Source organism: Lysinibacillus sp. NPDC048646, from assembly GCF_050272295.1.
Taxonomy (GTDB): domain Bacteria; phylum Bacillota; class Bacilli; order Bacillales_A; family Planococcaceae; genus Lysinibacillus.
On record NZ_JBNNLZ010000039.1, the window covers coordinates 1 to 22,178 of the forward strand.

Sequence of the window (22,178 nt, forward strand, 5' to 3'; positions counted from 1 at the left end):
TTAGTTGGAACGCCGTATGCGGTGAAAGTCGCACGTACGGTGTGAACAGGGGGAAAAGCCAGCGATAACTTCAAAGGCTTACCTATCTGTATCAAGAAGCAACTTTTTCTTGTGGTAAAACTTATTTCAAATGATGGTAAAAAGGAGAAGCGATGAAAAAAACTTTTAATAAGTTAGATAAGATACAAATTGTTATTGCTATCGTCGCATTGCTACTGGCGATACTTGGATTTGCTTACGATAATTTAACGGAAATCGCATTCATATTTATAGCTATAAATTTACTTGTAAATGAAATACGAAATTTAAGAAAAGACAAGAAATCCATTTTTTCATATTTGATAATAGCGATGGCGATACTAATAATTTTCCTTTCAATCCATCAGTTATTGTACTAATGGGGGTCTTTAGAACAGTGCGGAAAAAGGTGTTCCTTCCATACTGATTAAAATAAATGTTAAAGATAAAGGCTGTTTTCTAAAAGATTGTCGTTATTCAACTAACTGCGTAATTTAGTTAAATAGTGTTTATGGTAAAATAAGATAAAAATCAATTCAAAGGAGGGATAATATGAAACACTATCAAATTGTAAAAGAAGTAATTGATGATTGGGATCCGAAGCAATTTTTACATCATACACCTGACGATGAATATGACCCAGAAATTAGGCTGATTGTAGAACTATTACCAACAGCAACTTCTGTTGAAAAATTAGCTGTTGTGATACATGAGGTCTTTGTAAAAATGTTTTCGGTTGATGAAGTATATTCGATTAATAATTGTTATCCAAGTGCGTTAAAAATTTGGAACAAAATCAATAACAGTTAAAAAATGGCATTTAAGTAATATCACTATGTAATGGGGCTTTTATTATGCGTGAACAGGAGGTTTAGTGAATGGATAATTTAAAACAACTAATTAAAAAAGTTACATTCTCTCAATCGGTTCTAATTGTGGTATCTACGCAATTGTGTTAATAAAATCTCCACTTGGCTAAAAATAATAAGCCTTTACTGTCTAAAAGAACAATGCGAAAGTTTATTAGAGAGCCAACTAAAGAAGCGGTTGGCAAAAATATGAACCATTCAATAGTAGGAGAATTTTTTGATAATAAACAATATAAAAAATTCATCAATTCTGCAGAAGCTCAAAAGGTTATTGAAAAGTATGTACCTGGATTAAAAGTTAATGCACATTTGGAGGATAGAAAGTACTATCTTACGCACGATGCACCAGCTTCTAAAGATGATGGTCTTATTATTGCTATCGCACGCCCTAGTAATACACATTTCGTGCCGGTAATTGATATGGAAAAAAATCAGGTATTTAAATTCTAGGAAACTATGTTTGGGAACAATAAATTATAATGTGACTTCTAACTTTAATGTTCTTCCTTATCGAATTAAAAGGTTATTTTTAAGACCCTTGTTAACTAAGGAATGTTATATTGTTGCGTTTCTTATACTATTTTCCTTAATGGATAACAGAATTTATGGTCAACTTACAGCAATATAAATTTTGACTCCTCTCCTAATTTCAGGTTTATCATTATCTCTTGGTTATGCTTTTTGCTTTCTAATAATGAATCTATTTAAATTAGCAAGGCATTATGAAATGCGTATTGTATTAAGAAATAATAAATATTTAAAGGATATTCCAAATATCAAGTTACACGAGTTAATAAAGATAAAATTTCAAACACGATAGAAGGAAGTAAATGTAGCTTTATAAAAAAGTTTGATTAAAATCATCTCACCTCTATAGATTTTTAGAGGTGAGATGATTTTTCGTTGGAAATTTATGTTGATATTATTATAAAGTTTGTGAAGAAATGTACTTAAACTAACGAGTAGTTATTTAAATTCCTTTGTTGTTACGAAGCTCTACAATTGTTCCTTCAGGAGATTTTATTTTGCATAAACTGCCATTCTCAACATGGTAAATGAATTCATGTTCTTCATTAAGAATTCGATGCCTAATTCACATAGGCGAGATACCACTGATTTTAAATCTTCTACCCATAAACAAAAATGAACTAGACCTTGAGAATTTATGTTTACGTTACTAAGTATTTCATCTTGTTTTCCAGTTTGTATTTCAATATAAAAATCGCCTAATTGTAACCATGTATTAAAATTGTTAAGGAACAAGGAAAAGGTTGTACTGTATGAGGGTTAATCGAAAGAAAATGTGCATTAAAAAAGATGGGATTTCCCATCCGATTAAATTACTTATCAAGCTTGTCAGATATTTTTCTTAGGATTTCATTCTGTTCCTGCTGCAAGCTAATGAACTTAATCAAAAATCAAATTACAAAGGCTGGAACAAGAAAAAACAATAATGACATAATTCTTACAAGCCTCCTTTTGGGTAATTATACCACAAAAGTAAAGTGTTTTGTAAAAAGGGGAATCAATCGTATCAGAAAGATATTGTTCATTGATGGAAAATTATTAACTACTAATTTTTTTGTGGCTTGATAAAGGCTGATGCAAATATAATAGCAAGTCCCATAAAAATATAAATTAATGCTACAGAGTTATTTGGAATAAATAAATTGTATTCGAGGGAACCAGTTGATCTTCCCGTTCCGCTAATAAGCAAAAAGATGCCTAAAAAATAAATGATTTTTCCAATTTTAGAATGTGTTTTCATGCATAGCAACCCCTAATATTTGGATTAACAACTTATGGAAGTATAACATAATTGGGGTATATTTGAAAATGTAGATTGATTTAATTATTGCACAATATGATGAAAAGAAAAAGCCGCAACGTTTGCAGACGCTACAGCTTCAGTACGAAACTATTTGAACTTTTGTGGTTTTGCAACCTTAATTGAAGCTACTTCTCCGCAATTTTGACACACAGTATAAATAAGTGGAGATCCTGTAGAGAAAAAATTGTCAACTGGTCTTAAGGCAGCATAACCATCAAGTTTACCTTCGCCAAATGAATTACCGCCGCATGACTTGCAAATTAATTTATTGTTTTCCATAGCATCACCTCAATATGTAAGTTATGTAAATTTTAACATAAAAAAAGCCGCAGCGTAATCAGACGCTACAGCATGGAGATTAACTGAACAAATGAGCATAATGTTCAGCAGGTGCAAACAAAAAACCGGCAGAAAAAAGGCTGCCGGTTTAGGATCAATCAACTTAATTTGTATTGTTTTCGTAACCATTATTTGCATTACTACCAGAAGCTTGATATTTGTTAGCTTCTGCTTGTTGGATTTGTTGTCTGACATGGTTAACATCTGTCTCAGTCCCGAATTCTTCGTTCATTGAATTCATTGCATTCGGAGTTGCGAATCGACCAGAAGCTTGATTTTTGTTAGCTTCTGCTTGTTGGATTTGTTGTTTGATTTGGTTAACGTATTGGTTGTTGTTATTATTTGGCATGGATTTCACCTCCCGAATTTAGTCTGTTCAGAACATGTTCTATTATCCGTAGATTTTTTCTGATTTGAAAAATTGCTGAATCAACAAACTATATTCAATAACCAAAAATCCCTAAATATTCACTGAATAAAATATGACCCTGTTGCTCACGATAAGTTGATTATTTTATAAGGGGATGAATGGATGTTTAATCGCTTATCAGCTCATAATGGCGTATTTAGATTACCACCAATACAGCGGAAAAATGATACAGAGTTAGATATTGCTATTGCTGACCTTGAAGCAAGAGGGTTTAATTTGGTAAGGCGAGGTACTCAAAACGACCAATCAAAAACGCTTAATCGATATAGATATGATACAACATGCAATAAAGTCTGGGCTATTATGGAAAAACTTATGTATTAACAGTGATTGTAAATAAATTTTAGAAGGAAGAATGGATAGTCGAAATAAAAAGCCGCAGTACGGAATTGAAGCGACTATGCCGAAAGCTGTTGGAGGTAACAGTGATCCAGTGCATGCACATGTTCAAATTAGAGCTTCACGTGAGGTGCGAATCAACAAAATCAAAAATGAATTGATTGTGGTGCAAAATCTAATCGACAAGGTTTATGTGACATTGAGCAAGAGGTGCTTTACTGGTTGTTAGAAGGCATGCCTTTCCGATGGATTGGAGCAAAGCAAGCTTAATATGAGCCATACAAGCGAAGCGTACAGCGCATACGTGAGCGTATTTTAGACATAATGTTGAAGTGATCTTCGGCGTCTTTTTATTGGCACATCTAACCAACAAAGAAGTGGTTAAATAAAAATTAATTGGATTAAATTAATTTTGTACTTGAATCAAACTGTGCCTCCAATATTTAGTTGTTACCTTTTAATTAAGTAACTAAATTCATCATAAAAGGTGACGCTACTTAATGTCTGATACATATGTTACAAATGTTCCAGATGTTCAAAAGCTTCTATTTTCTGCATACGGTAATGTTAACTTGGAGGTAGGAACGGGCGGTAAAGGTTTCCTCCATTGGTATTTATCAAATCCTAAATATTAGGAACAGACAGACCGACGACCGACCAGCGCCCCATAAACACGTTCGGGGCAAGATATACATGGCCGGTCCATATTTTTTAAGAGATTAGGTATCTTAATTAATATAAAAGGTTAAAAATTTACAATTATTTCCACGACCTCTTTTTTTGTTGTATGATAAATAAAAATGAAATTTATAGAGGGAGAAGAAGAAACAAATTTTCGTTTATCTTCTGAGAGTTGTGTATCGCTATTAGAAATAATTGAACGATTAAAAGATTGAATTAGTCGTAGAAAAATAATGAAACCAGGCGCTCATTTTCGTGAACCTGGTCTATCAATTCTTCTCAATGAGTAAATAAACCTATTCTTCTTCTAATAATCCATATTCATAAATCGATATTAACTTATCGTCAGAAAACTCCAAACTTACATAAGCATCTTCTTTTACTCCGTTTTGACCAATATACTTATATTCCTCATAGACTATTACTATGTTTGGATGATATCCCGCGATTTTTTTTACATCGTCAATACTCATACCTATTTCTATTTTTTTATATTCGTCAGGAGTAATTGTACGATCTGCTTTTGCCTCATCAGATTCAAAAATAACGGTTACGTACCTATCTACTTTAAATATCAACTTCTGAAAAGGGGCAGATACGCTTGCTATAAATACTAATAAACAGAAGATAAATGTTATTCCAATTAAAAAATTTGCTGTAGCTACATTTTTTTCATTATACTTAGGAACTTCTTCAGCTTCAGATACTAACTCTGTAACTGAGGAAGGAGTTTTATTAACAATATCCTCTTTAGTATCTTCTTTAACTGTATTGCAATACTCACATACATATAGTATTGAACCATCTTTAATAATCTTTTTATAAGAATTATTTGCCAAGCAGTTAGTGCAATTATTCAATACATATACCTCGCTTTCAAATGAATCTACTATTTACCATTTTAGGTAATTAGGCATTAAATGTACACATAAAAAACAGACAACCTAATTAGTTATCCATCTTGAAAGCTACATATCCACGAAGCAAAATACTTTCTAAAAGCAGAATAAAATCCCATTTATTGGGTGTGGAACGAGTGTTGAACAAGACGCTTTTCGTTACACAAAAAAGTCACCAAAATCACGAAAAAGTCACATTTCCCCTGAAGATGCATGAAATCAGGCAAAAAACAAGTCTTTGTACATTCGTGAGAAACCTTGCTATAATGGGCTTTGTGAATACATATGAAAGAGGGTAAAAAGATGAACGCTTACGATGAATATAAGCGTTCATTTTTTTTGTAAACCTTAATATATTAACGTTTTTAGAGGATAAATTAGGTTGCTTTTAGAAAAAAGTCACAATAATTAAATATTTTTCCTAATTTCCCCACAAACATCAACTTAACCATTTTATATTATCAATAGAAGATATGAAATTTTGTTTAAAAAAGCTAGTATTTTGTTTATTTCTTGTTGATGAGGGATGGTCACTTTCCAAAATTTTTTTATCAGACACACCTAATTGCTTTAGCTGGGGTCTTAATACCCTTGATTGCCCCCATAATACATATGTAATCTGACTATTATTTTTATGAATAAATTTAATTAATTCTTTTGAGAATTCCTTCCAAATTTCGACGTGTGAGCCTGGGTCTCCATTTTCTTTACATGTTAATGCGGTATTTAGCCATAAAACACCATTAGCTTCCATATTAGTGAACCAAACATTTGGTGGAGATAGTTTAAAAGCGCCATTAGAAATTTTTTTCCTCATTTGTTTAATAGCAGGTTTTTTTTGATACTTATTCATATACAATAATTTGAATATGTTTCGTAAAGATGCATTTTTTGTTGGTTGTGTCCAAGATGAGTAGTTTCTTACTTCAAATGCACGACCAGTTGCTATAGGTGTGTTATTTACTAGCCCCGGGTAAGGATCCCTACCAAAAATGACAACGTTCACATTATTTAAATCGACTTGTGTGAATTTTAAAACTTCATTTGTTAAAGGTACATAATCAGGTCCAATTCGCGATTCTATGTCTAATAAACATTTGTGTATAGTTGGCGTAAAAAAATCTGACCAACTAGAATCAATTCGAGAAATACTAGAATATAATTTAGATTGCACTATTGTAGACACCACTTTCATTCATATTTTTTCCAGTATATACTTATTTTATTATTGAGTTCAAATAAATTGAAACTATGAAAAATAATTATTCCACCAACAACTCCGTAAACTTAGCATGCATTTTCTCCGTAGCAACTGCTCGCATCTCTGACGTAACATGTAAATAAATCTTCGTAGTTGTCTCAGAGTTTTTGTGGCCAACTCGATTCATGATGAAGTTCAAATCCACTCCTGCCTCTGCCAACAAGCTAATATGTGTATGGAGGAGGATGTAGGTGCGGAATTGTTTGTTGATGTCGGTGAGGGAACCGAGGCGGCGGACGGTTTGGTTAAGCATCTTGACTGTAGGGGGGATGCCTTCCTTATCACCGAATACAAAGTTGGATTTGATCCATACGCGATCCTCACGCCATAGGTAGAGTTGTTTCAATTTCTCAACGACAATATCATCAATATCCACGGAGCGGACGCTGCCAAAGGTTTTGGGTGGTGTGAGCTCGAAGTCGCCACGAATGCTTTTTTTCGCATAGACCGTTTTGTTAATGTTAATGACTTTTTTATCTAAATCAATGTCCTTTAATTTCAGGGCAATCGCTTCACCTGGGCGCATGCCTGTGAAGGCGATTGTGTAAATGAGGGTGCGGTACATGATGTTGCGGTGCTTGTCCACGTAACTTAAAAATTCCTTCAATTCTTCGGTTTCTAAATAGAGCTTGGCTGTTTCCTCATTACTAACATCCTCTAACGTCAGCTTTTTCTTCGGTACAAATGAAGCTTCAACAGGGTTCATTTCAATTAAACCAATTTTCTTCACATAGGCAAACATCATCTTCGCAGCATTGTGTGTGCCGCGCAGCGTGTAAAAGGCTGTGCCATTTTCAAATAGGTGACTGAGGGTGCCTTGTATTTCAATGGTCGTGATGGCGGTCATTTTCTTTTTCGCTAAGTAGCGATTAAGTAGGGAAATGCAATAGGCACAATGCTCGTTGGTCGTTTCCTTGTTGCCCTTCATGCGATAGAGCTTCAGCCAATCTTGGCTAAACTCATCGAACGTTACCTTTGCATCAAAGGTATATGCTTTTTTCAGCTCGGCAATGGCTTTCTCGACTTTTTCCCTTGCATCGCCTTTACTTTTACCACGACGGGTAATTTGGCGCCGTTTACCAGTGGCTGGATTACGTGGGCCTTCACCTGACAACGCCATGTCGTCTTATTAATTTGTACGAAATGCATTAGCTGTCACCACCTTCATGAATTACGTTTCAAATCGTTTTCAGTTTCTCAACGTCTTTTTCATTACAGTCGGGTAAAGACTTATACCATTGCTGTAAAGAGGGGTTATGTGCGAACGGTTCTTTTAATGCAGAGTTGTAAGCCTGATCATGCAAATAACCCGCAGCCTCAATTAGCTTCATGTAGTCGTATTTATAGGCGCTGGTGATTTGCTGTAACGTTTCAGGTGTTGGCATTAGTGGTTTACCTGTGCGTCGATCAGTGCCTTTTTCCAACATGGCCAAGTAAGAATACGTAATTTCCATTCGTTTTGCCGCATCACGTAAGCCCTCATCAACACGAAGTTCTTTCAGTAATGAACCTAAGCTCATATCCTTCACCTTCTTTTCATTTTTTTTGAATGCCTATTTGTGTGAATGTATATCTTTTCATGAATATAAAACAGCTACATCCAATAGGCTATTCCAATTCAGCATAATTGTTTGTTGCTTATGTATTGATCTAATCTTTTTACAGCAAAATCATATTCGACATTAAATAGTTGTTGTACATGTTGGACAGTGAGAGCACCTGCATCACAATGCTCCAGTTCATCCAGCATGAAGGAGGGAATACAGGCATGATACATGAAGTTGTTTGCCTTATTATCTTGGTATTCACGAAATAGTGGAGACATACGCCCTTGATGTCCACTATGTAAAAGTATGGCGCTAGCTCATGGCAAAAATTCTGCCATATCTGCTGTTCCTTAAGCTGTTCATTTAAAAATATGAATGCACGTTTATATAAAAAGAGGGCTTGGCTCTTATCTGGCCAGTAAAACAATCGAATCTCAAGCTGTATTGCGATTGTTTGGAAATTAAGTTGCTGTGGTGTTAAAATGCCCATTCGTGTGTAAAGCTCCAGAATAAAATCCTCTGTATGTGTTGTATAATTGATTCAAACATACCCAAATACAATTAATTTAGAACAAGTGTTCGTTTTAAGTGTACAATAAAACCCTACTTTGGGAAAGTAGGGTTAGATGACTCTTAAATATAACTCTATATCACCAGGCTGCACTTTGTTTGAGAAGAAAATAAATTCTTGACCTTTAGTCGGCTTGGCTATTGAATAATTTAACGAATATCTTTTTGGTATATATCCGCCATACATTTTTTCTATTTGTTCAGCGATATCGTAGGTTAAAATCCAATAGCGATTTTTCATTTCATTCTTGATAGTTTTGGCCAATTCAACATGATCTAAATGTTTATAGAAATTTGTGTATAGATCTGGCCCTTTATCATAGTAAGGAGGATCGAAAAATGTCAGTGATTTTCTAGTTTTCTTTATAACTGAAGTAATAAAATCTTGTGCATCCAAATTATGAACTTCAATAGAATCAGCTCTATTCGCTATATTAATTATTCTCCTAATTAATTCCTTTTTATTGAAACGACAATCTAATTTATATTTACCATCTTGAGATTTACCACCAATTACACCAGCTTTTATAATCCCGGATCTATTAGTACGATTTAAAAATAGGGTAGAAAATGCTAACGGAAGCTCGTCTACTATATCTTTTTCTAACTGAACATCTTTTTGACGATACCATTCTTCTATTGTTACTTCAGTGGTTTCAATTAGATGAATTAATGCTTTATGGTTTGTCTTAATAGTATTCCATAATGCAAAAATACTTTTATCTACATCATTAATTATAATTTTTCTTACATCATCATTTAACAAAAGTCTAAGGGCTACGGCAGCCCCTCCTGCAAATGGTTCAATATAAGTAGTTATGTTGTGTTCCTGAACTAAATAACGAACATATTCATAAGTTCTATCTTTTCCTCCTGGATAACGTAAGGGGGATAAGTTGGCCATATTATCACCTCAAAATTAGACTAGCAAAATTGTTTACTAATGGCCAGAAATTTGCTCAACCATTATTTTAATGGCTTCATACCAACGTCTTTCAATGTCATCAAGTTTAATATAAGATGGACCTCTTTGGTTACCATGAGTGACAATATTTAATTCATCATAATCTTTTTGCGCATAAGCTTCGTTAAGTATCCTTGCAATTGTACTGTTATGTTTTTCTAATGACTTAAAATTACCGTTACTATTTTCTGTGCAAGTTTTTAATAGACTTGCTATTGATAGGGAATCAATAGGAGATTTGGATTTTATCTCTAAGTTATTTACTATGACGTATTGTTGAATTACACATTCAAATAAAGTCCTAAATAGCATCGTTGTTGACAAGGTGAATTTTTTTGCTTCTATTCGGTGAATTTCAAATAAAGAGTGTTTTATTCCATATAAATCTCCTTTATAGTTAACACCATGAAAAAAATATGGTCTTTTTTTCGGTTCTGGTTGTCTCGTGTTCCTAGTAGGTTTAATTTGAGAGTCATCTGCAATGACGTTTTCTGTTGTAAGGTCATTGATTGTTTCCAATTTTGTACCCACTTCATCTTCTATAGTATCATTGCCTTCACTAATTATTGGAAGTGCAGGATTATCTAAAGTTGCTGCAATATCATCAAATGTTAAATTATCAAATACTAGTGGAGTTTCAATATCTATATCTCCTTCAGTATTATTTTCGGAATTTATAATCAAAAAATCATTTATGAATCTTATTCTATCTTCCTTACTATGGAAATTTCCAACTGTAAGAGTTTTATTTGATAAACCTTTAACTATAAAAACAAAACCATCGTATCCAGCTTTATTAGTAAATTTAATTAGTCCTGTTGGTCTATGTATTTCTAAAAATAAGGCCTTTCTCATATCTGGGTCACCAATAATTCTTTCTACTGTAGTAATATTAAAATTACTTGTTTTTCCTGGAATAATTTTCATTAGTAAATTAAGTAGATTAAATTTAAAAGGATCTTTCTTCTTTTGAAATCTAATTTGAGATTCAGTATCCCAATCTAGTCGTCCGGCTCCACTATGATTTTTTGTATGTTTTAATTCGATGAAATGATTCATTAATGGAACATTATCCATTATTACAGCGGGAATAGTTTCTATGTTTTTGTACTTAGTCTCACGTATAGTATTTTTAATCATCGCTATGTATTTTTCTCTATTTTTAATGAAAATAGGTAAAGAATCAGGGTCTTTTAATAATTTTAATGCTGTTATCCTTCTATTTCCTTCTTCGGTAATATACGCTTGGAGAACTTCATCATATGTTAGTAAAAGATTTTCACTTGGATCTAATCCAAATTGTGCAATATCTTTTAATAAATTTTCTAATTGTCCATTTTCGATCATTTGTTCAAATTCTTTTTCTTCATTTTCTTGTGGTAAATGACGTGGGTTTAATAGATTTATATGAATTTTGTCTAAACTTACTTCTTCTCTACGCAAAACAAACACCTCATAAATTAGATTTTATAAATAAATTTGATTGTGAAATTATACCTACTATACACGTAAAATGTTATTTTAACTACCCATTAATGTTTAAATTTTACATGAGAAGGCCGTATTTAAGGACATGCCATTACAGCATGTCCTATTTTTTCTCTTTTTTAATTATTTCCCAAATGTTGCGTAGTTTTCGTACGGCTTCTTCGTCTGATTCGGGCAGCTCTTTGTAGAATACATTCAGTTCTGGATCGTTGGCGAAGGCTTGGAAAGTAGCTTCGTCTTTTTCTTGTGGTGTGAGTGCAGGTGTGTCTGTACGACCAAGAAGGTAGTCGGTGCTGACCTCAAAAAAATCAGCTAGTCTTTGTAAAGTATCTGTATCAGGGGAGCGATTTCCACTTTCATAACCAGAGATAGAAACCTTGGTAACATTAATTTTGTTTCCTAGTTCTGCTTGAGTTAAATTTTTTTCTTTTCTAAGTTGCTTTAGGCGCTCTCCGTTCAATAAAAACACCTCATTTCGATATATTTAATTATACAAGTTAACTGATAGATAACACACAAATATACATTTAGTTAACTAAATAGAAATTATTTTATGTAAAACTATTTACAGTTCCGTTTTAGTTAACTAATATATAGTTAACAAGATGTTAATTTTTGGTTAGGAGGTGTTAAAGTTGGCTCTTGAAAAATTAAAGGAATTCCGTGCAAAGGAAAAGTTAACTTGTCAAAAGATAGCCAAACCAGAAGCAACAATTTTTGTGAAAACACCTTTTCTGAAAGAAGCATGACAGAAAAATGGGAGACTTTTGGGAGATTTTTGACAGGGATTTGGTTTTTAGATGTGTTAAGATGATATTGTGTGATAAATGGATATGAGGAAGACCCCAGCGATACTTCGATGTGATGTCGAGGTGTCGCTTTTTATAATCAAGTGACGAAAGTGAATTTTCATAGGAGGAACTTTTAAATTGTGTGTAAATGATACATAATTTAAAAAATATAGGTTCTTCTGGCGAAAAAAGGCTGGCCTGCGGGTCTCGCGAGTCCCGAAATCCGGCTAGATACAAGGTGAAAAAAGGTGTTCCTTCCATCCTGTCGCTATTCAAGTAATGGAACAGGTTAATTTAAGAAAATCTTATTGTTTGATTAAGGCGAAATGGTAAAATCAAGGTAGGGGGTTCGGTAAATGAGTTTTTTATTTTTTGCTGTTGTTCATATACTAATCGGTATTGCATTAATATATTTTTACGGTAAATTACCAAAAGCTATAGCTACATTTTTTATAGCCTTTTTTGCTTTTAGTATTCTTTATTGGGGTGCAGTTACACTAGATATTATTTCAACTAACGGAGGCGTTCGTTAGTTATTCGAGTTTTACGAAAGATCAAAACATAAAGACAGAGTTGATTCTACACATTGTAGATCGGCTCTGTCTTTATGTTTTAAAAGCAAAAAATTTTGAGAAAATAGCAAAGATAAATGAGGTGATGTTATGTCAGCAGGAAAAACGGATATATCAGAAATCGTTGTAAATACAGCAGCCATTGCTAAAATGTTCAATTTGACTGAAATGCGTGTTCGCCAACTTGTTGAAGAAGGTGTTATAAGTCGTGCTGGGTATGGACGTTTTGATTTAATCGATACAGTCAGCAAATATGTTACGTTTCTGAAATTGTCTTCAGAAGGCATCGATGAAAATGATGTTGTAGAGTCATTAGATTATGAAAAATGGCTACATGAAAAAGCCAAGCGTGAGAAAGCCGAGATTGAACTAGCTCATATAAAAAAAGAAATGCAACGCTCAGAGGAAGTTGAAAAAGTGGTCAATCATATGGTGATGGCTTTTCGTTCCAAGGCCTTTCGTTATCAACAAAAGTTGAACTAATGCTTATTAATAGAGATGATCCTAAGGGATATTGCAGTTGGCCCTCCAAAGGCTTTATATGATGTGACTACATTGAATCGGGTAGGGGCTATTGCTCGTAACCTAGGTATCACATGGGGTGGCGATTGGGTAGGTAGTATCGACCGACCGCATTTTGAAGTTAACCCAACTTGGGAAATGCCAAAAGGATACAAATTAGAAGGGGAAATAAATGTTCCAACAAATAGCAAAATGCAAGTTCAATTAATTGTAGAAGACAAAAAGGAGGAAATCAAAGTGACAAATTGGAATCCAGGTTCGCCAGCTATGAAAACTGAAACAGAAAACTTTATTGCACAGGCTATTAAAGTCGGTATTATTCAGGAATCGCATTTGAAGGATTTACAAAGTGGTAGCATGACAACTGATCGTTTGGTTGGTTTGTATATTACTATTCAACAAAGATGTAGAAATAGATGAAAATATATACACACGCACGTTAATATTTAGTAATATGTATTATAAATGGTAAATTCAATACATAAATAGTAGGGGTGTGTAGTGTGAGAAAAGTATTACTTGCAAGTATTTTATTGATTATTTTAATAGGAGGAGCAGGGTATTTTATTTTAGGTACTGCTAAATTAAATAAAGGTGAAACTTCTGAAACAAGTGCCGAAGTAGAAGAGATATTAGATTATAGTGATGAGGAATTAGAGAAACTTAATAATATAGAGCAGCAAATTATAACTCATTATAATAACGAAAAGTATGACACGGTTATATTACATTATCGAAATACTTTTCTATCTAATATGAATAATTTACAACCTACAAAGAAAATTATTGAATTGTATAATAAATCAGTTAAAAGGATTTTCGATAACGCCTCTGAATTTCCTAGTAGAGACTACGATGAATTACATTTTAAAAATCTTAACAAGGATACTTTAGCATTTATTGAAAGTAAATTTGGTACAGAAATCGCGGAACATATAGAAGAAATGGAACAACTAGAAAATGAACGTGAAAGTCAAAAAGTTGAAAGAAGAGAAAGCAATGAAAGAAAGAGATTAATTCAAGAAAAAGCTTCTCGCGGTGTGACAATAGGTATGACGAAAGATGATGTTTTATTAAGTAGTTGGGGGGCTCCAAGCAATATTAACAAAACTGTTAATGCATATGGGACAAGTGAACAATGGGTATACGATAATTATAATTATTTGTATTTTGATAATGGGATATTAACGTCTATCCAAACATCAAACTAAAATGTTAAATGCGTTTCAAAAAATATTTTTATTCAAAGTCCAGGTACTAAATTAATTTTGAGCCTGGGCTTTTTCACATTTATGAATATGAATTTAAGGTTCCGGAAGTTCAAGAATGTATTCCATTAGTGCAAGGTGATAGGAGTAGAAACAATATTTTGATTCAGATGACAAAATAGTATAAAAGTAAAAGCTCGCAGCAACTATATAAAATACTGCGAGCATTTATAAAAATTCATAAAGCATGAGCTTTTGTGTATAAAATATGAAAAAGCTTTAATTCTGAAGAAAATAACCTATCAAAGCGACTACTGACACGCCAAAAATTATAAAAACTTTTTCTATAAAAGTAGTCGTTCGTACTTCATTTTGCACTTCATTTTCTACTCTCACTGTCACTTCTCTCATAGTCTCTTCTCTTACTGGTACATCTTCCTTAACCGCATTACAATACTCGCATATTAATAATGTTTTACTTCCTCTATAAATTTGTTTATATGAATTAGTTGCCAAGCAATTAGGACAATTACTCATTACTTATTCCACGCCTTCCTTTAAATCTACTATTTACCATTTTAGGTAATTAGGCATTAAATGTACACATAAAAAACAGACAACCGTAATTAGTTATCCATCTTGAAAAAAACATATCCACGAAGCAAAATACTTTCAAAAAGCAGAAATAAATCCCATTTATTAGGTGTGAAACGAGTGTTGAACAAGACGCTTTTCGTTACACAAAAAAGTCACCAAAATCACAAAAAAGTCACATTTCCCCCGAAAACCTGTGAAATTAGGTAAAAAGCATGTCTTTGTACATTCGTGAGAAACCTTGCTATAATGGGCTTTGTGAATACATATGAAAGAGGGTAAAAAGATGAACGCTTACGATGAATATATGAAGCAAGTAGTAAAACCAATGCGTGAGGAGTTAGTGGGAGCAGGGTTTAGTGAGCTTACGACTGCGGATGCAGTGAATGAATTTATGGCAGAGGCGAAGGGCACGTCATTAGTGGTTATTAATTCCGTGTGTGGTTGTGCCGCTGGGCTAGCACGACCTGCTGCGCGTGAAGCGGTAGCGGCAGTGAAGCCGGATAATTTAGTGACGGTTTTTGCAGGACAAGATCCTGAAGCGACTGCGGCTATGCGTGGTTTTTTTGAGGATGTCCCACCGAGCTCACCATCAATGGCCATTTTAAAGGATGGCGAATTAGCGTACTTTATTCCACGTGAGCAAATTGAAGGTTTCCCTGTGGAGCAAATTACCGCGCATTTAACGGGCGTTCTAGAGCAAACATGCGAGAAATAACAACAATTGTCACTACAGCGGGCAGACCAGACGACGTGTCGATGGCGCTCGCTGCTTTTGCGTGCAAAAATTTAAATATCTTGTTTGAACCTCGAAAAAAGCGCTCAGTGCGAAAGATATCGCAGGAAATGCAGGCCAATGTTATGGTTGCGGGGAAAAATCGCTATGATTATTATGCTTTTGGGGCGAGTGAACCATTTTTCTTTCATCCAAATTCCGCTGCTTTTCGTTTGAAGCGTGTGGCCCGTGGGGAGGCTGAACCGTTTTTGGAGGCGACGCAGCTAGTAACAGGAGATGCAGTGCTAGATTGTACACTTGGTCTTGCTGCTGATGCAATGCTTGCGGCATACACAGTTGGAGAAAGTGGCCGTGTAATTGGGCTTGAAGCCAATCCAAACGTAGCCTTTATTGTGGAGCGAGGCATGCAGACGTATGATACGTCTGAGTTGCCACTAACAGACTGTATGCGTCAAATAGAAGTCATACAGACGGAAGCAGTCACTTATTTGAAATCATTACCAGATAATGCTTTCGATGTCGTGTACATGGATCCAATGTTTGAGGAAATCATTGAAGAGGCTACTAATTTTGAAGCATTACGATTCGCTGGAGAGCATCTAGCATTAACAGATGACTGGATAAATGAAGCAAGACGTGTCGCTAAAAAGCGTGTCGTATTGAAAGCACATTTTCGTTCGGAATGGTTTGAGCAATACGGTTTTCAACAGTTAACGAGGGTAACGGCGAAATTCCATTATGGCGTCCTTAAGGCATGACAAGTTGCGAGACTTGGATAGGTGGGTATACATATGAAAAATAAAATGATGCCCGCCAGTCAAATTATGCAGACGTTGAGCTCACTGCAGAGTTACGGGCAGTTGTACTTCGAGATGATTTAACAAGACTGGGAAGATACGACGAAATGAAAGTACGCCAACGTTTTCGAAATGCTTTCGATTTGGCCTATTTTTGAAATAGATACTTCATTCGCTGGCTGTGTAACCTTTAAACTAACGATAGAGGGGGATTTACTGGAGTGTTTTTTATACATCCTTATTATCAAGGTAGAGGGATAAGCAGTCAGGTTTTTACAAAATTATTCGAACAAGATGATGTCGGTGGTAAGAGTGAATCATTAAATGTGAAGATGAAGTAGATGTCTACATGTACTTAAATTTCCAGAACAATAAATCATGATTAGTAGCGGTTCCATAAGCCAAAAAAAGTATGCGATGAGTACTACTCGCATACTTTTTTAGATATAAAGAATCCAGTTGATGTCCAATCTGTTCCAAAATTTCTTGCTTGATACTCTAATGAAGCATTGAGAAGGAAGAATCAAGTCTAAGAGGTGTTATAGTGAATTTAGTAAGTTTTCGTGTGTTGAACCTACCTAATGATTAAAGACATCATAAAAAAGGCACTTAGAAATATCATGATCAGTTTAAACTTCATAATAGTTGGCACTCCCTTTTATTTGGATGAGTAAGAAGAATATGTACCAGTAGCAGGTCTATAGTATCGTATAAATATAATTGTCATTTCAGCTCCTAATTCGATAGTTTTATAAAGAGACTAAAAAGTATTTTTAAAAATGATTTTACTTTGATTGAATACTATGTTATAATTAATCTCGTGCTATTTTAGGTAGCGGGTTTCTGTAAACTGGCATTCTGCTTTTTGTTTTTTAGGATACTTATTCACACTGGCGCATGCTTTGGGGCTGCAAGGACGCAAAAGAAGGTTGGGTTTGCGTTGCTTAAGTTAGAAGGCACACAGTGGAATTTTACCGCGGTAATGAAACAATAACGTTTCTAGATAATATTCCCCAGATGATTGGGTTGAGACTTTACAATTACAAAAAATGTTACCTATTAAATACTAAAGGGGTGGCTTCGCGACTAGCGGGGCTGCCCCTTGTCTAATTATGTGGAAAATCGGAAATAACATAAAATGAATTAGCGATAAAAGTACCACTAAGTTGTTTTCTAAACTGAAGGATGCTTATTTAGTTGCCTATGGGTGCACCACGAACGGGGCTATGTTAAATCTCGATGATATTAAAAGTTTTACAAGCTTTTATTAAGTCTATATTTATCTCTTGTCAAATACGCAAAAAATTGAAGGGCGATTATTACAAGAAGCTATAGCCGAAACATTTGATAACCATAGAACAATAATAGAAAAACATCATCCGCTATTTCATGCAGACATTGAAAGAACTAAAGAATGGCAAGTGTATATTGGTCAAACGTCGCTAGAATTTGAAGAAGTCATAAAGCGTATACAAACACTTTTATTACCTATTTATAATGTTATTGTTGAGGAAGTTGAATTCTTTAAAAATTGGGATAATGAACTATGTGTTTGGCCATGAAGAAATGAAAAAACCGCGAGCTCTGTGAAGTTCGCGGTTTTTTTAGTGTAAATGAATTAGTCCGTGAAACATAAAGATGATAAATAACCTAACATTATTAAAAGACCAATACCCATTACGATTGACATGCTTTGTACCTCCTTTAAAAAACGACACATTTATACATAAATTATTGTACAATGAATTATAGAAATATGAAACCTTTTATTAGCCTTAAACGTATATATAGATAGAAGAATTACCAAATTGTACATAAAAGAGAAGGTGCTAATTAATGAAAAAGTGGGTTCAAAAAAGTATCGTAATCATGGTTGCGTTTTTAACATTTGGATTAATTACGCCAACACATGAAATATGGGATGCATTCGATCAAAATCCGTCGAGTCGTGCTGCTATCGGACCGTCGTCATCTGGTACAAGCACTGCCTTAGCTGCTGAGCCAGATATAAATTCTCAAAAAGACACCGAATCATTTCAAGAAGCGATTGACTATGGTGCACTACTTGTTGATGCAGCAAAAGAGCAATCCTACATAAAGTTTGGCACAAAAATTGGCCCGAAAATTAGCAATGAATTTGATGCCATTATCTTTCCAAAAATGGAAGAAGCGATTGCAATGACTGTAGCGAGCTTAAACGATGGCTCGCTAGCATCTCTAACAATTACAGAGAAACCAAGTGGTAACTATGGTGAAAAAATTTTCAATATTACTAACAGTCAAACAGGGTCCGATTTGATTCGCTTCCATGTCCGCACAGAGAAACGGCCACAAGAAGGTTATTATTATAATTTTCATTACCACAGTGCTGAAGACAACTTTATGGCACATAACAACTTAGGTGATATTTACTGGGAGAAAAACACACCACCTAAGTGGTTGTCTTAAAATTCACGAAACACTCGTATAAAATACGAGTGTTTTTTTGTTCGAAAACGTTGACATATCAACGTTTGTAGTGGATTGCTAAGTTGTTGTATTTGAATGCCATTCTAATGGGGAAGTGCAGAGAAAAACATGTACCCCAAAATGTATCCCAAATTCGTCATTTTTGATTTCCTTAGATTCTTAAAATGAACTTAAATTGATGATTTCATCCATTAGATTAGATGCGTGTACTTCATCCTTTTCAAATGAATGTGCATATACCGTATAAATTGTTTCAGGAGTATCGCCGACTAAAGCTGCAACTGTAGATATAGGGATATTATTAGATAACTGTATCGTAACAAATGTGTGCCGTAAGTAGTGAGGTGTAAAGTGAGTTATCTTTTCTCGCGCGCATATTAAGTCAATGATGCGTTTCAAATAGCGTTCACCAATTGGCTCACCAGCATACGTAATAAATACATATCCGTTTGGATTACGGAAATTATAGGTTTCCATGATTTCGTCATAGCAATTTTTAAATTCAGTAAAATTACAGGGCCAAAGAGGAAGCTAATAGCGAGAGAACGTTACATGATTAATATGCCTTCAATGATTAGTCGTTTGAAGGATTTAGCAACACCAGAACAGATTGAAGCAGCACGATGGAACGATATAAGAGCCTTCTCCAATTGGATGGTAAACAATTGAAGAAATAAAACCAATTTCGTTGCTTTAGTCTAAAAGAGTAAGATGGAACGCCGTATGAGGGGAAACTCTCACGTACGGTGTGGAGCAGGGGAAAAGATGGAGATAACTTCAAAGTCTTACCTATTGCTATAAAATGTGCATTAAAAAAGCCGATTAAAATATTCAAATCAGCTTCCGTTTTTTAGCTTTTTCCGTTCCATCTTTTTTACTTCTAAGTAGCAATGCCATGAATAAAAAACTTGCTACCCAAAAGGAAAAGAATAAATTTTCAAGCAAAGCCCAATTACCATTTTTGAAATAATTCCAAACCATTGTAAATAAAAAAAGTGTTGCAAAGAAAGCGATATATAAGCATTTTCCGAATGTAGTCAATTAAAGCACCTCTTTTATGTATTTTATAGTATAAAACATTAAATCATCACACATAAGAGGCTGCGACGGTCAACCAACGTCACAGCCTTTATAAGTGTGTGCGAAGACACTCGATATTAGTGTGTGTAAATTTAAGGTTAACTATACATTTATTGCAAAGAATAAACCCCAGTTTAATACTGGGGAGACGGATTGGCAGGTAAAGATATTATTTTTCTGGATAATCTACATGTAATGGTGGTGGAACTAACCAACCTTTATTTTTATTAAGACGTAGTAGTTTAGCACCGAGTAGAGCTTTTGCTGCATGGAATTGACCATACATTAAAGCAATATCTTCTCGAGTTGAAGTGCCCATTGCTTGACTGCATGCAACTACTCCAGCAGCAAGGTCGGCGGTAAGCGCAGCGCTGATTTCTGGATCATTAAACTTAGCTCCTGGAGGGATATCTTCCAGTCTTGCTACAGGTCTTTCAGGTGGAGCAGGAGGTAAACCAATACCGTTTGTTTTTAGGGTTTTTTCTAATTGTTTTACTTCTTCCCTACAAAGGTCGATGATATCTTCAATAATTTTTTTAAGATCTTCATCACCAGCGTGATTATAAAACGTTTGATAGCCAGCAATCATGCCGTAGTCTGCAACTAAACCTGACCAAACACTAAATACTTCATCGTAATGCAATGGTTCATCTTTTGGATTTCCGCTAAGTATTCCCTTACTGCACTTCTGGATAGTATGGATGAAATTAAAAAAATAATTCATTTTAAAATTTTTATTTTGTAAGCTTTATGTTTATTTATAGTAAGCCCGTATTCAAATAACGCATATAAACACGCAGCACTTCCTGGTACTATGAAGATATCAAAGGAGGTGCCTTTTAAATGCCACAGCAAAAATTAACGATTATCCCCTTCACATTATATCCCGAACTTAAAAATCCCTCTGTAGTCAACTCATAGAAGTAATTCAAGGCATCCCGATTAATCGTAATGCTTGGCATTGTGGAGACGGTAGAGGGACGGGAAATATGAAATCAATCGGTGTTGAAATTTGCTACAGCATCGATTCAAGTAAAACAACACTATGATTGGTCTAAAAGGAATTGCCCGCTTCGCATTAGAGTAGAGGGTCTTTGGAATAACATCTTGAAACGAATTGAAGAAGCATTGAAACCAACACAACAAAAGGAGGAACCGAATATGACATATTCACTAACATCAACAGCTAAACAAGATTTAAAGGAATTATTAAAGACGACATTTCAAAAAGGCATTTTAAAGGTTAATCATAGCGACCATGTTGAACGAATATCCGATGGTGAAGCTTTGGGTTTGCTGATATCGGTAGTAAAACGTACATTATAACATTAAAAAAGGCTGTGCTTCGAGTTTTCATGAGATAGCGCGACCTTTTATGATACTTAAATAATAATTTATAACACTTTCATTTTCCATAGATTATTAAAAAATCAATAAACTTCCTATTCACTGTGGTTTTATGATTTAATATAGAAGGACATAAATAATGAATTGAATTTTTTATACATACTGTTGCATCATGTCTTATTGCTTTGGCAATTTTAAAGCATAAAAAATTAATAAAGGTTGTGAAGTGTCATGTTGAAAATCAAAATTATTTCAGCTGTAATTACATTAGTTCTAGGGGTATTCATTATTCCATTATTTATTGGATCTACATACAGCATTGCAAATGGTATTTATGGTACTGCATTTACTGCGCCGGCCATGCTTGCAGCTGTTGTGATATCAGTGGTGATTGAAAAATACAGTAAAAGTAAAAATGTTATATTCATGTATATTAAGCATTTACTTTGTGCATTAATTTTTTCACTATTATTTAGTTTAGTTAATTTTGATATTGATACTTTTAAAGATACTATTTATCTAGCTTCTTTAATAGGTAGTATTTATATAACAATATTTGTGATTTTTGATTATTTGTTAAAAAGTTTAAGTAAGAGTTGATAAAACAACACTTCTGAAAAATAATGTATATGTTAGAGAGAATGTAAATACTTACTAACCCTAAAATGGGAAGCTAAAGTTCACCACGCAAAAAAAACCGTTAAAGCGGTCTTTTTTATTTTTAGTTTTTGCCAACTACCAAATGAACGTCCAATGTCCACAAATTCACTTTTTAAGAATGGGTAAAGGTTTCCAATTTCTTATATGCCAAGTTTTTCTGATTTGT

At 34.1% G+C, this 22,178-nt stretch carries 32 protein-coding genes; 16 read left to right on the forward strand and 16 right to left on the reverse strand.

Translation table 11 applies throughout. The features are described 5' to 3' along the window. Nucleotides 1-570: 570 nt before the first annotated feature. Nucleotides 571-828, forward strand: coding sequence for a DUF1871 family protein (locus ACQKII_RS23590; RefSeq protein ID WP_409972784.1), 258 nt, complete (start codon nucleotides 571-573; stop codon nucleotides 826-828). Between the two features lie 161 nt (nucleotides 829-989). Then, the gene (locus tag ACQKII_RS23595) at nucleotides 990-1,337 is read left to right on the forward strand and encodes a hypothetical protein (protein WP_427462877.1); all 348 of its coding nucleotides are present in this window, start codon (nucleotides 990-992) and stop codon (nucleotides 1,335-1,337) included. Nucleotides 1,338-1,907: 570 nt separating this feature from the next. Here ACQKII_RS23595 and ACQKII_RS23600 read toward each other — a convergent pair. From ACQKII_RS23600 to ACQKII_RS23615, 4 genes are all read right to left on the reverse strand, one after another. After that, nucleotides 1,908-2,150 carry a VOC family protein gene (locus ACQKII_RS23600; RefSeq protein ID WP_427462878.1) on the reverse strand — a complete coding sequence of 81 codons (243 nt, stop codon included), beginning with the start codon at nucleotides 2,148-2,150 and terminating at the stop codon, nucleotides 1,908-1,910. Between the two features lie 310 nt (nucleotides 2,151-2,460). Further along, entirely contained in the window at nucleotides 2,461-2,655 is a 195-nt protein-coding gene (locus ACQKII_RS23605) for a hypothetical protein (protein WP_427462879.1), read from the reverse strand. A gap of 150 nt (nucleotides 2,656-2,805) precedes the next feature. Beyond that, entirely contained in the window at nucleotides 2,806-2,997 is a 192-nt protein-coding gene (locus ACQKII_RS23610) for a hypothetical protein (RefSeq protein WP_427462880.1), read from the reverse strand. 163 nt (nucleotides 2,998-3,160) lie between these two features. Continuing rightward, entirely contained in the window at nucleotides 3,161-3,406 is a 246-nt protein-coding gene (locus ACQKII_RS23615; RefSeq protein ID WP_427462881.1) for a gamma-type small acid-soluble spore protein, read from the reverse strand. Between the two features lie 183 nt (nucleotides 3,407-3,589). On the opposite strand from ACQKII_RS23615, the gene ACQKII_RS23620 reads away from it, so the two are divergent. From ACQKII_RS23620 to ACQKII_RS23630, 3 genes are all read left to right on the forward strand, one after another. After that, nucleotides 3,590-3,811 (forward strand): hypothetical protein, encoded by a 222-nt coding sequence (locus ACQKII_RS23620; RefSeq protein WP_427462882.1) that lies wholly within the window; start codon nucleotides 3,590-3,592, stop codon nucleotides 3,809-3,811. A 31-nt stretch (nucleotides 3,812-3,842) separates the two neighbouring features. Beyond that, nucleotides 3,843-4,055 (forward strand): hypothetical protein, encoded by a 213-nt coding sequence (locus tag ACQKII_RS23625; protein WP_427462883.1) that lies wholly within the window; start codon nucleotides 3,843-3,845, stop codon nucleotides 4,053-4,055. A gap of 271 nt (nucleotides 4,056-4,326) precedes the next feature. Beyond that, complete coding sequence (locus tag ACQKII_RS23630; protein ID WP_427462884.1) at nucleotides 4,327-4,461, forward strand: hypothetical protein; 135 nt, start codon at nucleotides 4,327-4,329, stop codon at nucleotides 4,459-4,461. A 342-nt stretch (nucleotides 4,462-4,803) separates the two neighbouring features. On the opposite strand, the gene ACQKII_RS23635 is transcribed toward ACQKII_RS23630, so the two are convergent. From ACQKII_RS23635 to ACQKII_RS23670, 8 genes are all read right to left on the reverse strand, one after another. Then, nucleotides 4,804-5,367 carry a hypothetical protein gene (locus ACQKII_RS23635; RefSeq protein WP_427462885.1) on the reverse strand — a complete coding sequence of 188 codons (564 nt, stop codon included), beginning with the start codon at nucleotides 5,365-5,367 and terminating at the stop codon, nucleotides 4,804-4,806. Between the two features lie 478 nt (nucleotides 5,368-5,845). After that, nucleotides 5,846-6,580 carry a hypothetical protein gene (locus ACQKII_RS23640; RefSeq protein ID WP_427462886.1) on the reverse strand — a complete coding sequence of 245 codons (735 nt, stop codon included), beginning with the start codon at nucleotides 6,578-6,580 and terminating at the stop codon, nucleotides 5,846-5,848. Between the two features lie 88 nt (nucleotides 6,581-6,668). Further along, on the reverse strand, nucleotides 6,669-7,787 hold the full coding sequence (locus tag ACQKII_RS23645; protein WP_427462887.1) for a tyrosine-type recombinase/integrase: 1,119 nt from the start codon (nucleotides 7,785-7,787) through the stop codon (nucleotides 6,669-6,671). 58 nt (nucleotides 7,788-7,845) lie between these two features. After that, entirely contained in the window at nucleotides 7,846-8,187 is a 342-nt protein-coding gene (locus ACQKII_RS23650; RefSeq protein WP_427462888.1) for a helix-turn-helix domain-containing protein, read from the reverse strand. A 98-nt stretch (nucleotides 8,188-8,285) separates the two neighbouring features. After that, on the reverse strand, nucleotides 8,286-8,492 hold the full coding sequence (locus tag ACQKII_RS23655; protein WP_427462889.1) for a hypothetical protein: 207 nt from the start codon (nucleotides 8,490-8,492) through the stop codon (nucleotides 8,286-8,288). Nucleotides 8,493-8,836: 344 nt separating this feature from the next. After that, nucleotides 8,837-9,688 (reverse strand): DNA adenine methylase, encoded by an 852-nt coding sequence (locus ACQKII_RS23660; RefSeq protein WP_427462890.1) that lies wholly within the window; start codon nucleotides 9,686-9,688, stop codon nucleotides 8,837-8,839. A 36-nt stretch (nucleotides 9,689-9,724) separates the two neighbouring features. Continuing rightward, complete coding sequence (locus tag ACQKII_RS23665; protein ID WP_427462891.1) at nucleotides 9,725-11,191, reverse strand: hypothetical protein; 1,467 nt, start codon at nucleotides 11,189-11,191, stop codon at nucleotides 9,725-9,727. 148 nt (nucleotides 11,192-11,339) lie between these two features. Further along, nucleotides 11,340-11,705, reverse strand: coding sequence for a helix-turn-helix domain-containing protein (locus ACQKII_RS23670; RefSeq protein WP_427462892.1), 366 nt, complete (start codon nucleotides 11,703-11,705; stop codon nucleotides 11,340-11,342). Nucleotides 11,706-12,383: 678 nt separating this feature from the next. Here ACQKII_RS23670 and ACQKII_RS23675 point away from each other — a divergent pair. The 4 genes from ACQKII_RS23675 to ACQKII_RS23690 all read left to right on the forward strand — a co-directional run bounded on the left by ACQKII_RS23675 (nucleotide 12,384) and on the right by ACQKII_RS23690 (nucleotide 14,332). After that, nucleotides 12,384-12,560, forward strand: a complete 177-nt coding sequence (locus ACQKII_RS23675; protein ID WP_427462893.1) for a hypothetical protein — start codon at nucleotides 12,384-12,386, stop codon at nucleotides 12,558-12,560. A gap of 129 nt (nucleotides 12,561-12,689) precedes the next feature. Next, nucleotides 12,690-13,082: a hypothetical protein gene (locus ACQKII_RS23680; RefSeq protein WP_427462894.1), complete on the forward strand. Its 393-nt coding sequence runs from the start codon at nucleotides 12,690-12,692 to the stop codon at nucleotides 13,080-13,082. A 72-nt stretch (nucleotides 13,083-13,154) separates the two neighbouring features. Further along, entirely contained in the window at nucleotides 13,155-13,541 is a 387-nt protein-coding gene (locus ACQKII_RS23685; RefSeq protein WP_427462895.1) for a M15 family metallopeptidase, read from the forward strand. Between the two features lie 83 nt (nucleotides 13,542-13,624). Further along, nucleotides 13,625-14,332 carry a hypothetical protein gene (locus ACQKII_RS23690; RefSeq protein WP_427462896.1) on the forward strand — a complete coding sequence of 236 codons (708 nt, stop codon included), beginning with the start codon at nucleotides 13,625-13,627 and terminating at the stop codon, nucleotides 14,330-14,332. A gap of 276 nt (nucleotides 14,333-14,608) precedes the next feature. Here ACQKII_RS23690 and ACQKII_RS23695 read toward each other — a convergent pair whose 3' ends face one another. Further along, entirely contained in the window at nucleotides 14,609-14,866 is a 258-nt protein-coding gene (locus ACQKII_RS23695) for a hypothetical protein (RefSeq protein WP_427462897.1), read from the reverse strand. A gap of 343 nt (nucleotides 14,867-15,209) precedes the next feature. On the opposite strand from ACQKII_RS23695, the gene ACQKII_RS23700 reads away from it, so the two are divergent. The 4 genes from ACQKII_RS23700 (at nucleotide 15,210) to ACQKII_RS23715 (ending at nucleotide 18,904) form a co-directional block, all read left to right on the forward strand. Then, nucleotides 15,210-15,641 carry a BrxA/BrxB family bacilliredoxin gene (locus ACQKII_RS23700; protein WP_427462898.1) on the forward strand — a complete coding sequence of 144 codons (432 nt, stop codon included), beginning with the start codon at nucleotides 15,210-15,212 and terminating at the stop codon, nucleotides 15,639-15,641. After that, nucleotides 15,629-16,417, forward strand: a complete 789-nt coding sequence (locus ACQKII_RS23705; protein ID WP_427462899.1) for a class I SAM-dependent methyltransferase — start codon at nucleotides 15,629-15,631, stop codon at nucleotides 16,415-16,417. The genes ACQKII_RS23700 and ACQKII_RS23705 overlap by 13 nt, the downstream gene beginning before the upstream one ends. Nucleotides 16,418-17,742: 1,325 nt before the next feature. After that, nucleotides 17,743-18,018: a hypothetical protein gene (locus tag ACQKII_RS23710; protein WP_427462900.1), complete on the forward strand. Its 276-nt coding sequence runs from the start codon at nucleotides 17,743-17,745 to the stop codon at nucleotides 18,016-18,018. 274 nt (nucleotides 18,019-18,292) lie between these two features. Then, a complete protein-coding gene (locus tag ACQKII_RS23715; RefSeq protein WP_427462901.1) occupies nucleotides 18,293-18,904 on the forward strand; it encodes a YpjP family protein in 612 nt (203 codons plus the stop codon). A gap of 180 nt (nucleotides 18,905-19,084) precedes the next feature. Here ACQKII_RS23715 and ACQKII_RS23720 read toward each other — a convergent pair whose 3' ends face one another. The 3 genes from ACQKII_RS23720 to ACQKII_RS23730 form a co-directional block, all read right to left on the reverse strand. Beyond that, nucleotides 19,085-19,402, reverse strand: a complete 318-nt coding sequence (locus tag ACQKII_RS23720) for a tyrosine-type recombinase/integrase (protein WP_427462902.1) — start codon at nucleotides 19,400-19,402, stop codon at nucleotides 19,085-19,087. Between the two features lie 354 nt (nucleotides 19,403-19,756). After that, nucleotides 19,757-19,966: an RNA polymerase subunit sigma gene (locus tag ACQKII_RS23725; RefSeq protein ID WP_427462903.1), complete on the reverse strand. Its 210-nt coding sequence runs from the start codon at nucleotides 19,964-19,966 to the stop codon at nucleotides 19,757-19,759. 208 nt (nucleotides 19,967-20,174) lie between these two features. Then, on the reverse strand, nucleotides 20,175-20,729 hold the full coding sequence (locus ACQKII_RS23730; RefSeq protein ID WP_427462904.1) for a DUF3231 family protein: 555 nt from the start codon (nucleotides 20,727-20,729) through the stop codon (nucleotides 20,175-20,177). 217 nt (nucleotides 20,730-20,946) lie between these two features. Here ACQKII_RS23730 and ACQKII_RS23735 point away from each other — a divergent pair, with 217 nt between their 5' ends. The 3 genes from ACQKII_RS23735 (at nucleotide 20,947) to ACQKII_RS23745 (ending at nucleotide 21,952) form a co-directional block, all read left to right on the forward strand. Further along, nucleotides 20,947-21,054, forward strand: coding sequence for a hypothetical protein (locus ACQKII_RS23735; protein WP_427462914.1), 108 nt, complete (start codon nucleotides 20,947-20,949; stop codon nucleotides 21,052-21,054). A gap of 112 nt (nucleotides 21,055-21,166) precedes the next feature. Beyond that, nucleotides 21,167-21,331 carry a hypothetical protein gene (locus tag ACQKII_RS23740; RefSeq protein WP_427462905.1) on the forward strand — a complete coding sequence of 55 codons (165 nt, stop codon included), beginning with the start codon at nucleotides 21,167-21,169 and terminating at the stop codon, nucleotides 21,329-21,331. Nucleotides 21,332-21,583: 252 nt separating this feature from the next. Further along, nucleotides 21,584-21,952: a hypothetical protein gene (locus ACQKII_RS23745; RefSeq protein ID WP_427462906.1), complete on the forward strand. Its 369-nt coding sequence runs from the start codon at nucleotides 21,584-21,586 to the stop codon at nucleotides 21,950-21,952. Nucleotides 21,953-22,178: the final 226 nt, after the last annotated feature.

Bases quoted from the DNA above. Each gene is read 5' to 3' on its own strand.
- ACQKII_RS23620 (WP_427462882.1), top strand. From the start codon at position 3,590: ATGTTTAATCGCTTATCAGCTCATAATGGCGTATTTAGATTACCACCA.
- ACQKII_RS23630 (WP_427462884.1), top strand. From the start codon at position 4,327: ATGTCTGATACATATGTTACAAATGTTCCAGATGTTCAAAAGCTTCTA.
- ACQKII_RS23680 (WP_427462894.1), top strand. From the start codon at position 12,690: ATGTCAGCAGGAAAAACGGATATATCAGAAATCGTTGTAAATACAGCA.
- ACQKII_RS23700 (WP_427462898.1), top strand. From the start codon at position 15,210: ATGAACGCTTACGATGAATATATGAAGCAAGTAGTAAAACCAATGCGT.
- ACQKII_RS23695 (WP_427462897.1), bottom strand. From the start codon at position 14,866: ATGAGTAATTGTCCTAATTGCTTGGCAACTAATTCATATAAACAAATT.
- ACQKII_RS23645 (WP_427462887.1), bottom strand. From the start codon at position 7,787: ATGGCGTTGTCAGGTGAAGGCCCACGTAATCCAGCCACTGGTAAACGG.
- ACQKII_RS23605 (WP_427462879.1), bottom strand. From the start codon at position 2,655: ATGAAAACACATTCTAAAATTGGAAAAATCATTTATTTTTTAGGCATC.
- ACQKII_RS23590 (WP_409972784.1), top strand. From the start codon at position 571: ATGAAACACTATCAAATTGTAAAAGAAGTAATTGATGATTGGGATCCG.
- ACQKII_RS23655 (WP_427462889.1), bottom strand. From the start codon at position 8,492: ATGTCTCCACTATTTCGTGAATACCAAGATAATAAGGCAAACAACTTC.
- ACQKII_RS23615 (WP_427462881.1), bottom strand. From the start codon at position 3,406: ATGCCAAATAATAACAACAACCAATACGTTAACCAAATCAAACAACAA.
- ACQKII_RS23720 (WP_427462902.1), bottom strand. From the start codon at position 19,402: ATGGAAACCTATAATTTCCGTAATCCAAACGGATATGTATTTATTACG.
- ACQKII_RS23730 (WP_427462904.1), bottom strand. From the start codon at position 20,729: ATGAATTATTTTTTTAATTTCATCCATACTATCCAGAAGTGCAGTAAG.
- ACQKII_RS23675 (WP_427462893.1), top strand. From the start codon at position 12,384: ATGAGTTTTTTATTTTTTGCTGTTGTTCATATACTAATCGGTATTGCA.
- ACQKII_RS23625 (WP_427462883.1), top strand. From the start codon at position 3,843: ATGGATAGTCGAAATAAAAAGCCGCAGTACGGAATTGAAGCGACTATG.
- ACQKII_RS23715 (WP_427462901.1), top strand. From the start codon at position 18,293: ATGAAAAAGTGGGTTCAAAAAAGTATCGTAATCATGGTTGCGTTTTTA.
- ACQKII_RS23745 (WP_427462906.1), top strand. From the start codon at position 21,584: ATGTTGAAAATCAAAATTATTTCAGCTGTAATTACATTAGTTCTAGGG.
- ACQKII_RS23740 (WP_427462905.1), top strand. From the start codon at position 21,167: ATGACATATTCACTAACATCAACAGCTAAACAAGATTTAAAGGAATTA.
- ACQKII_RS23610 (WP_427462880.1), bottom strand. From the start codon at position 2,997: ATGGAAAACAATAAATTAATTTGCAAGTCATGCGGCGGTAATTCATTT.
- ACQKII_RS23650 (WP_427462888.1), bottom strand. From the start codon at position 8,187: ATGAGCTTAGGTTCATTACTGAAAGAACTTCGTGTTGATGAGGGCTTA.
- ACQKII_RS23660 (WP_427462890.1), bottom strand. From the start codon at position 9,688: ATGGCCAACTTATCCCCCTTACGTTATCCAGGAGGAAAAGATAGAACT.
- ACQKII_RS23705 (WP_427462899.1), top strand. From the start codon at position 15,629: ATGCGAGAAATAACAACAATTGTCACTACAGCGGGCAGACCAGACGAC.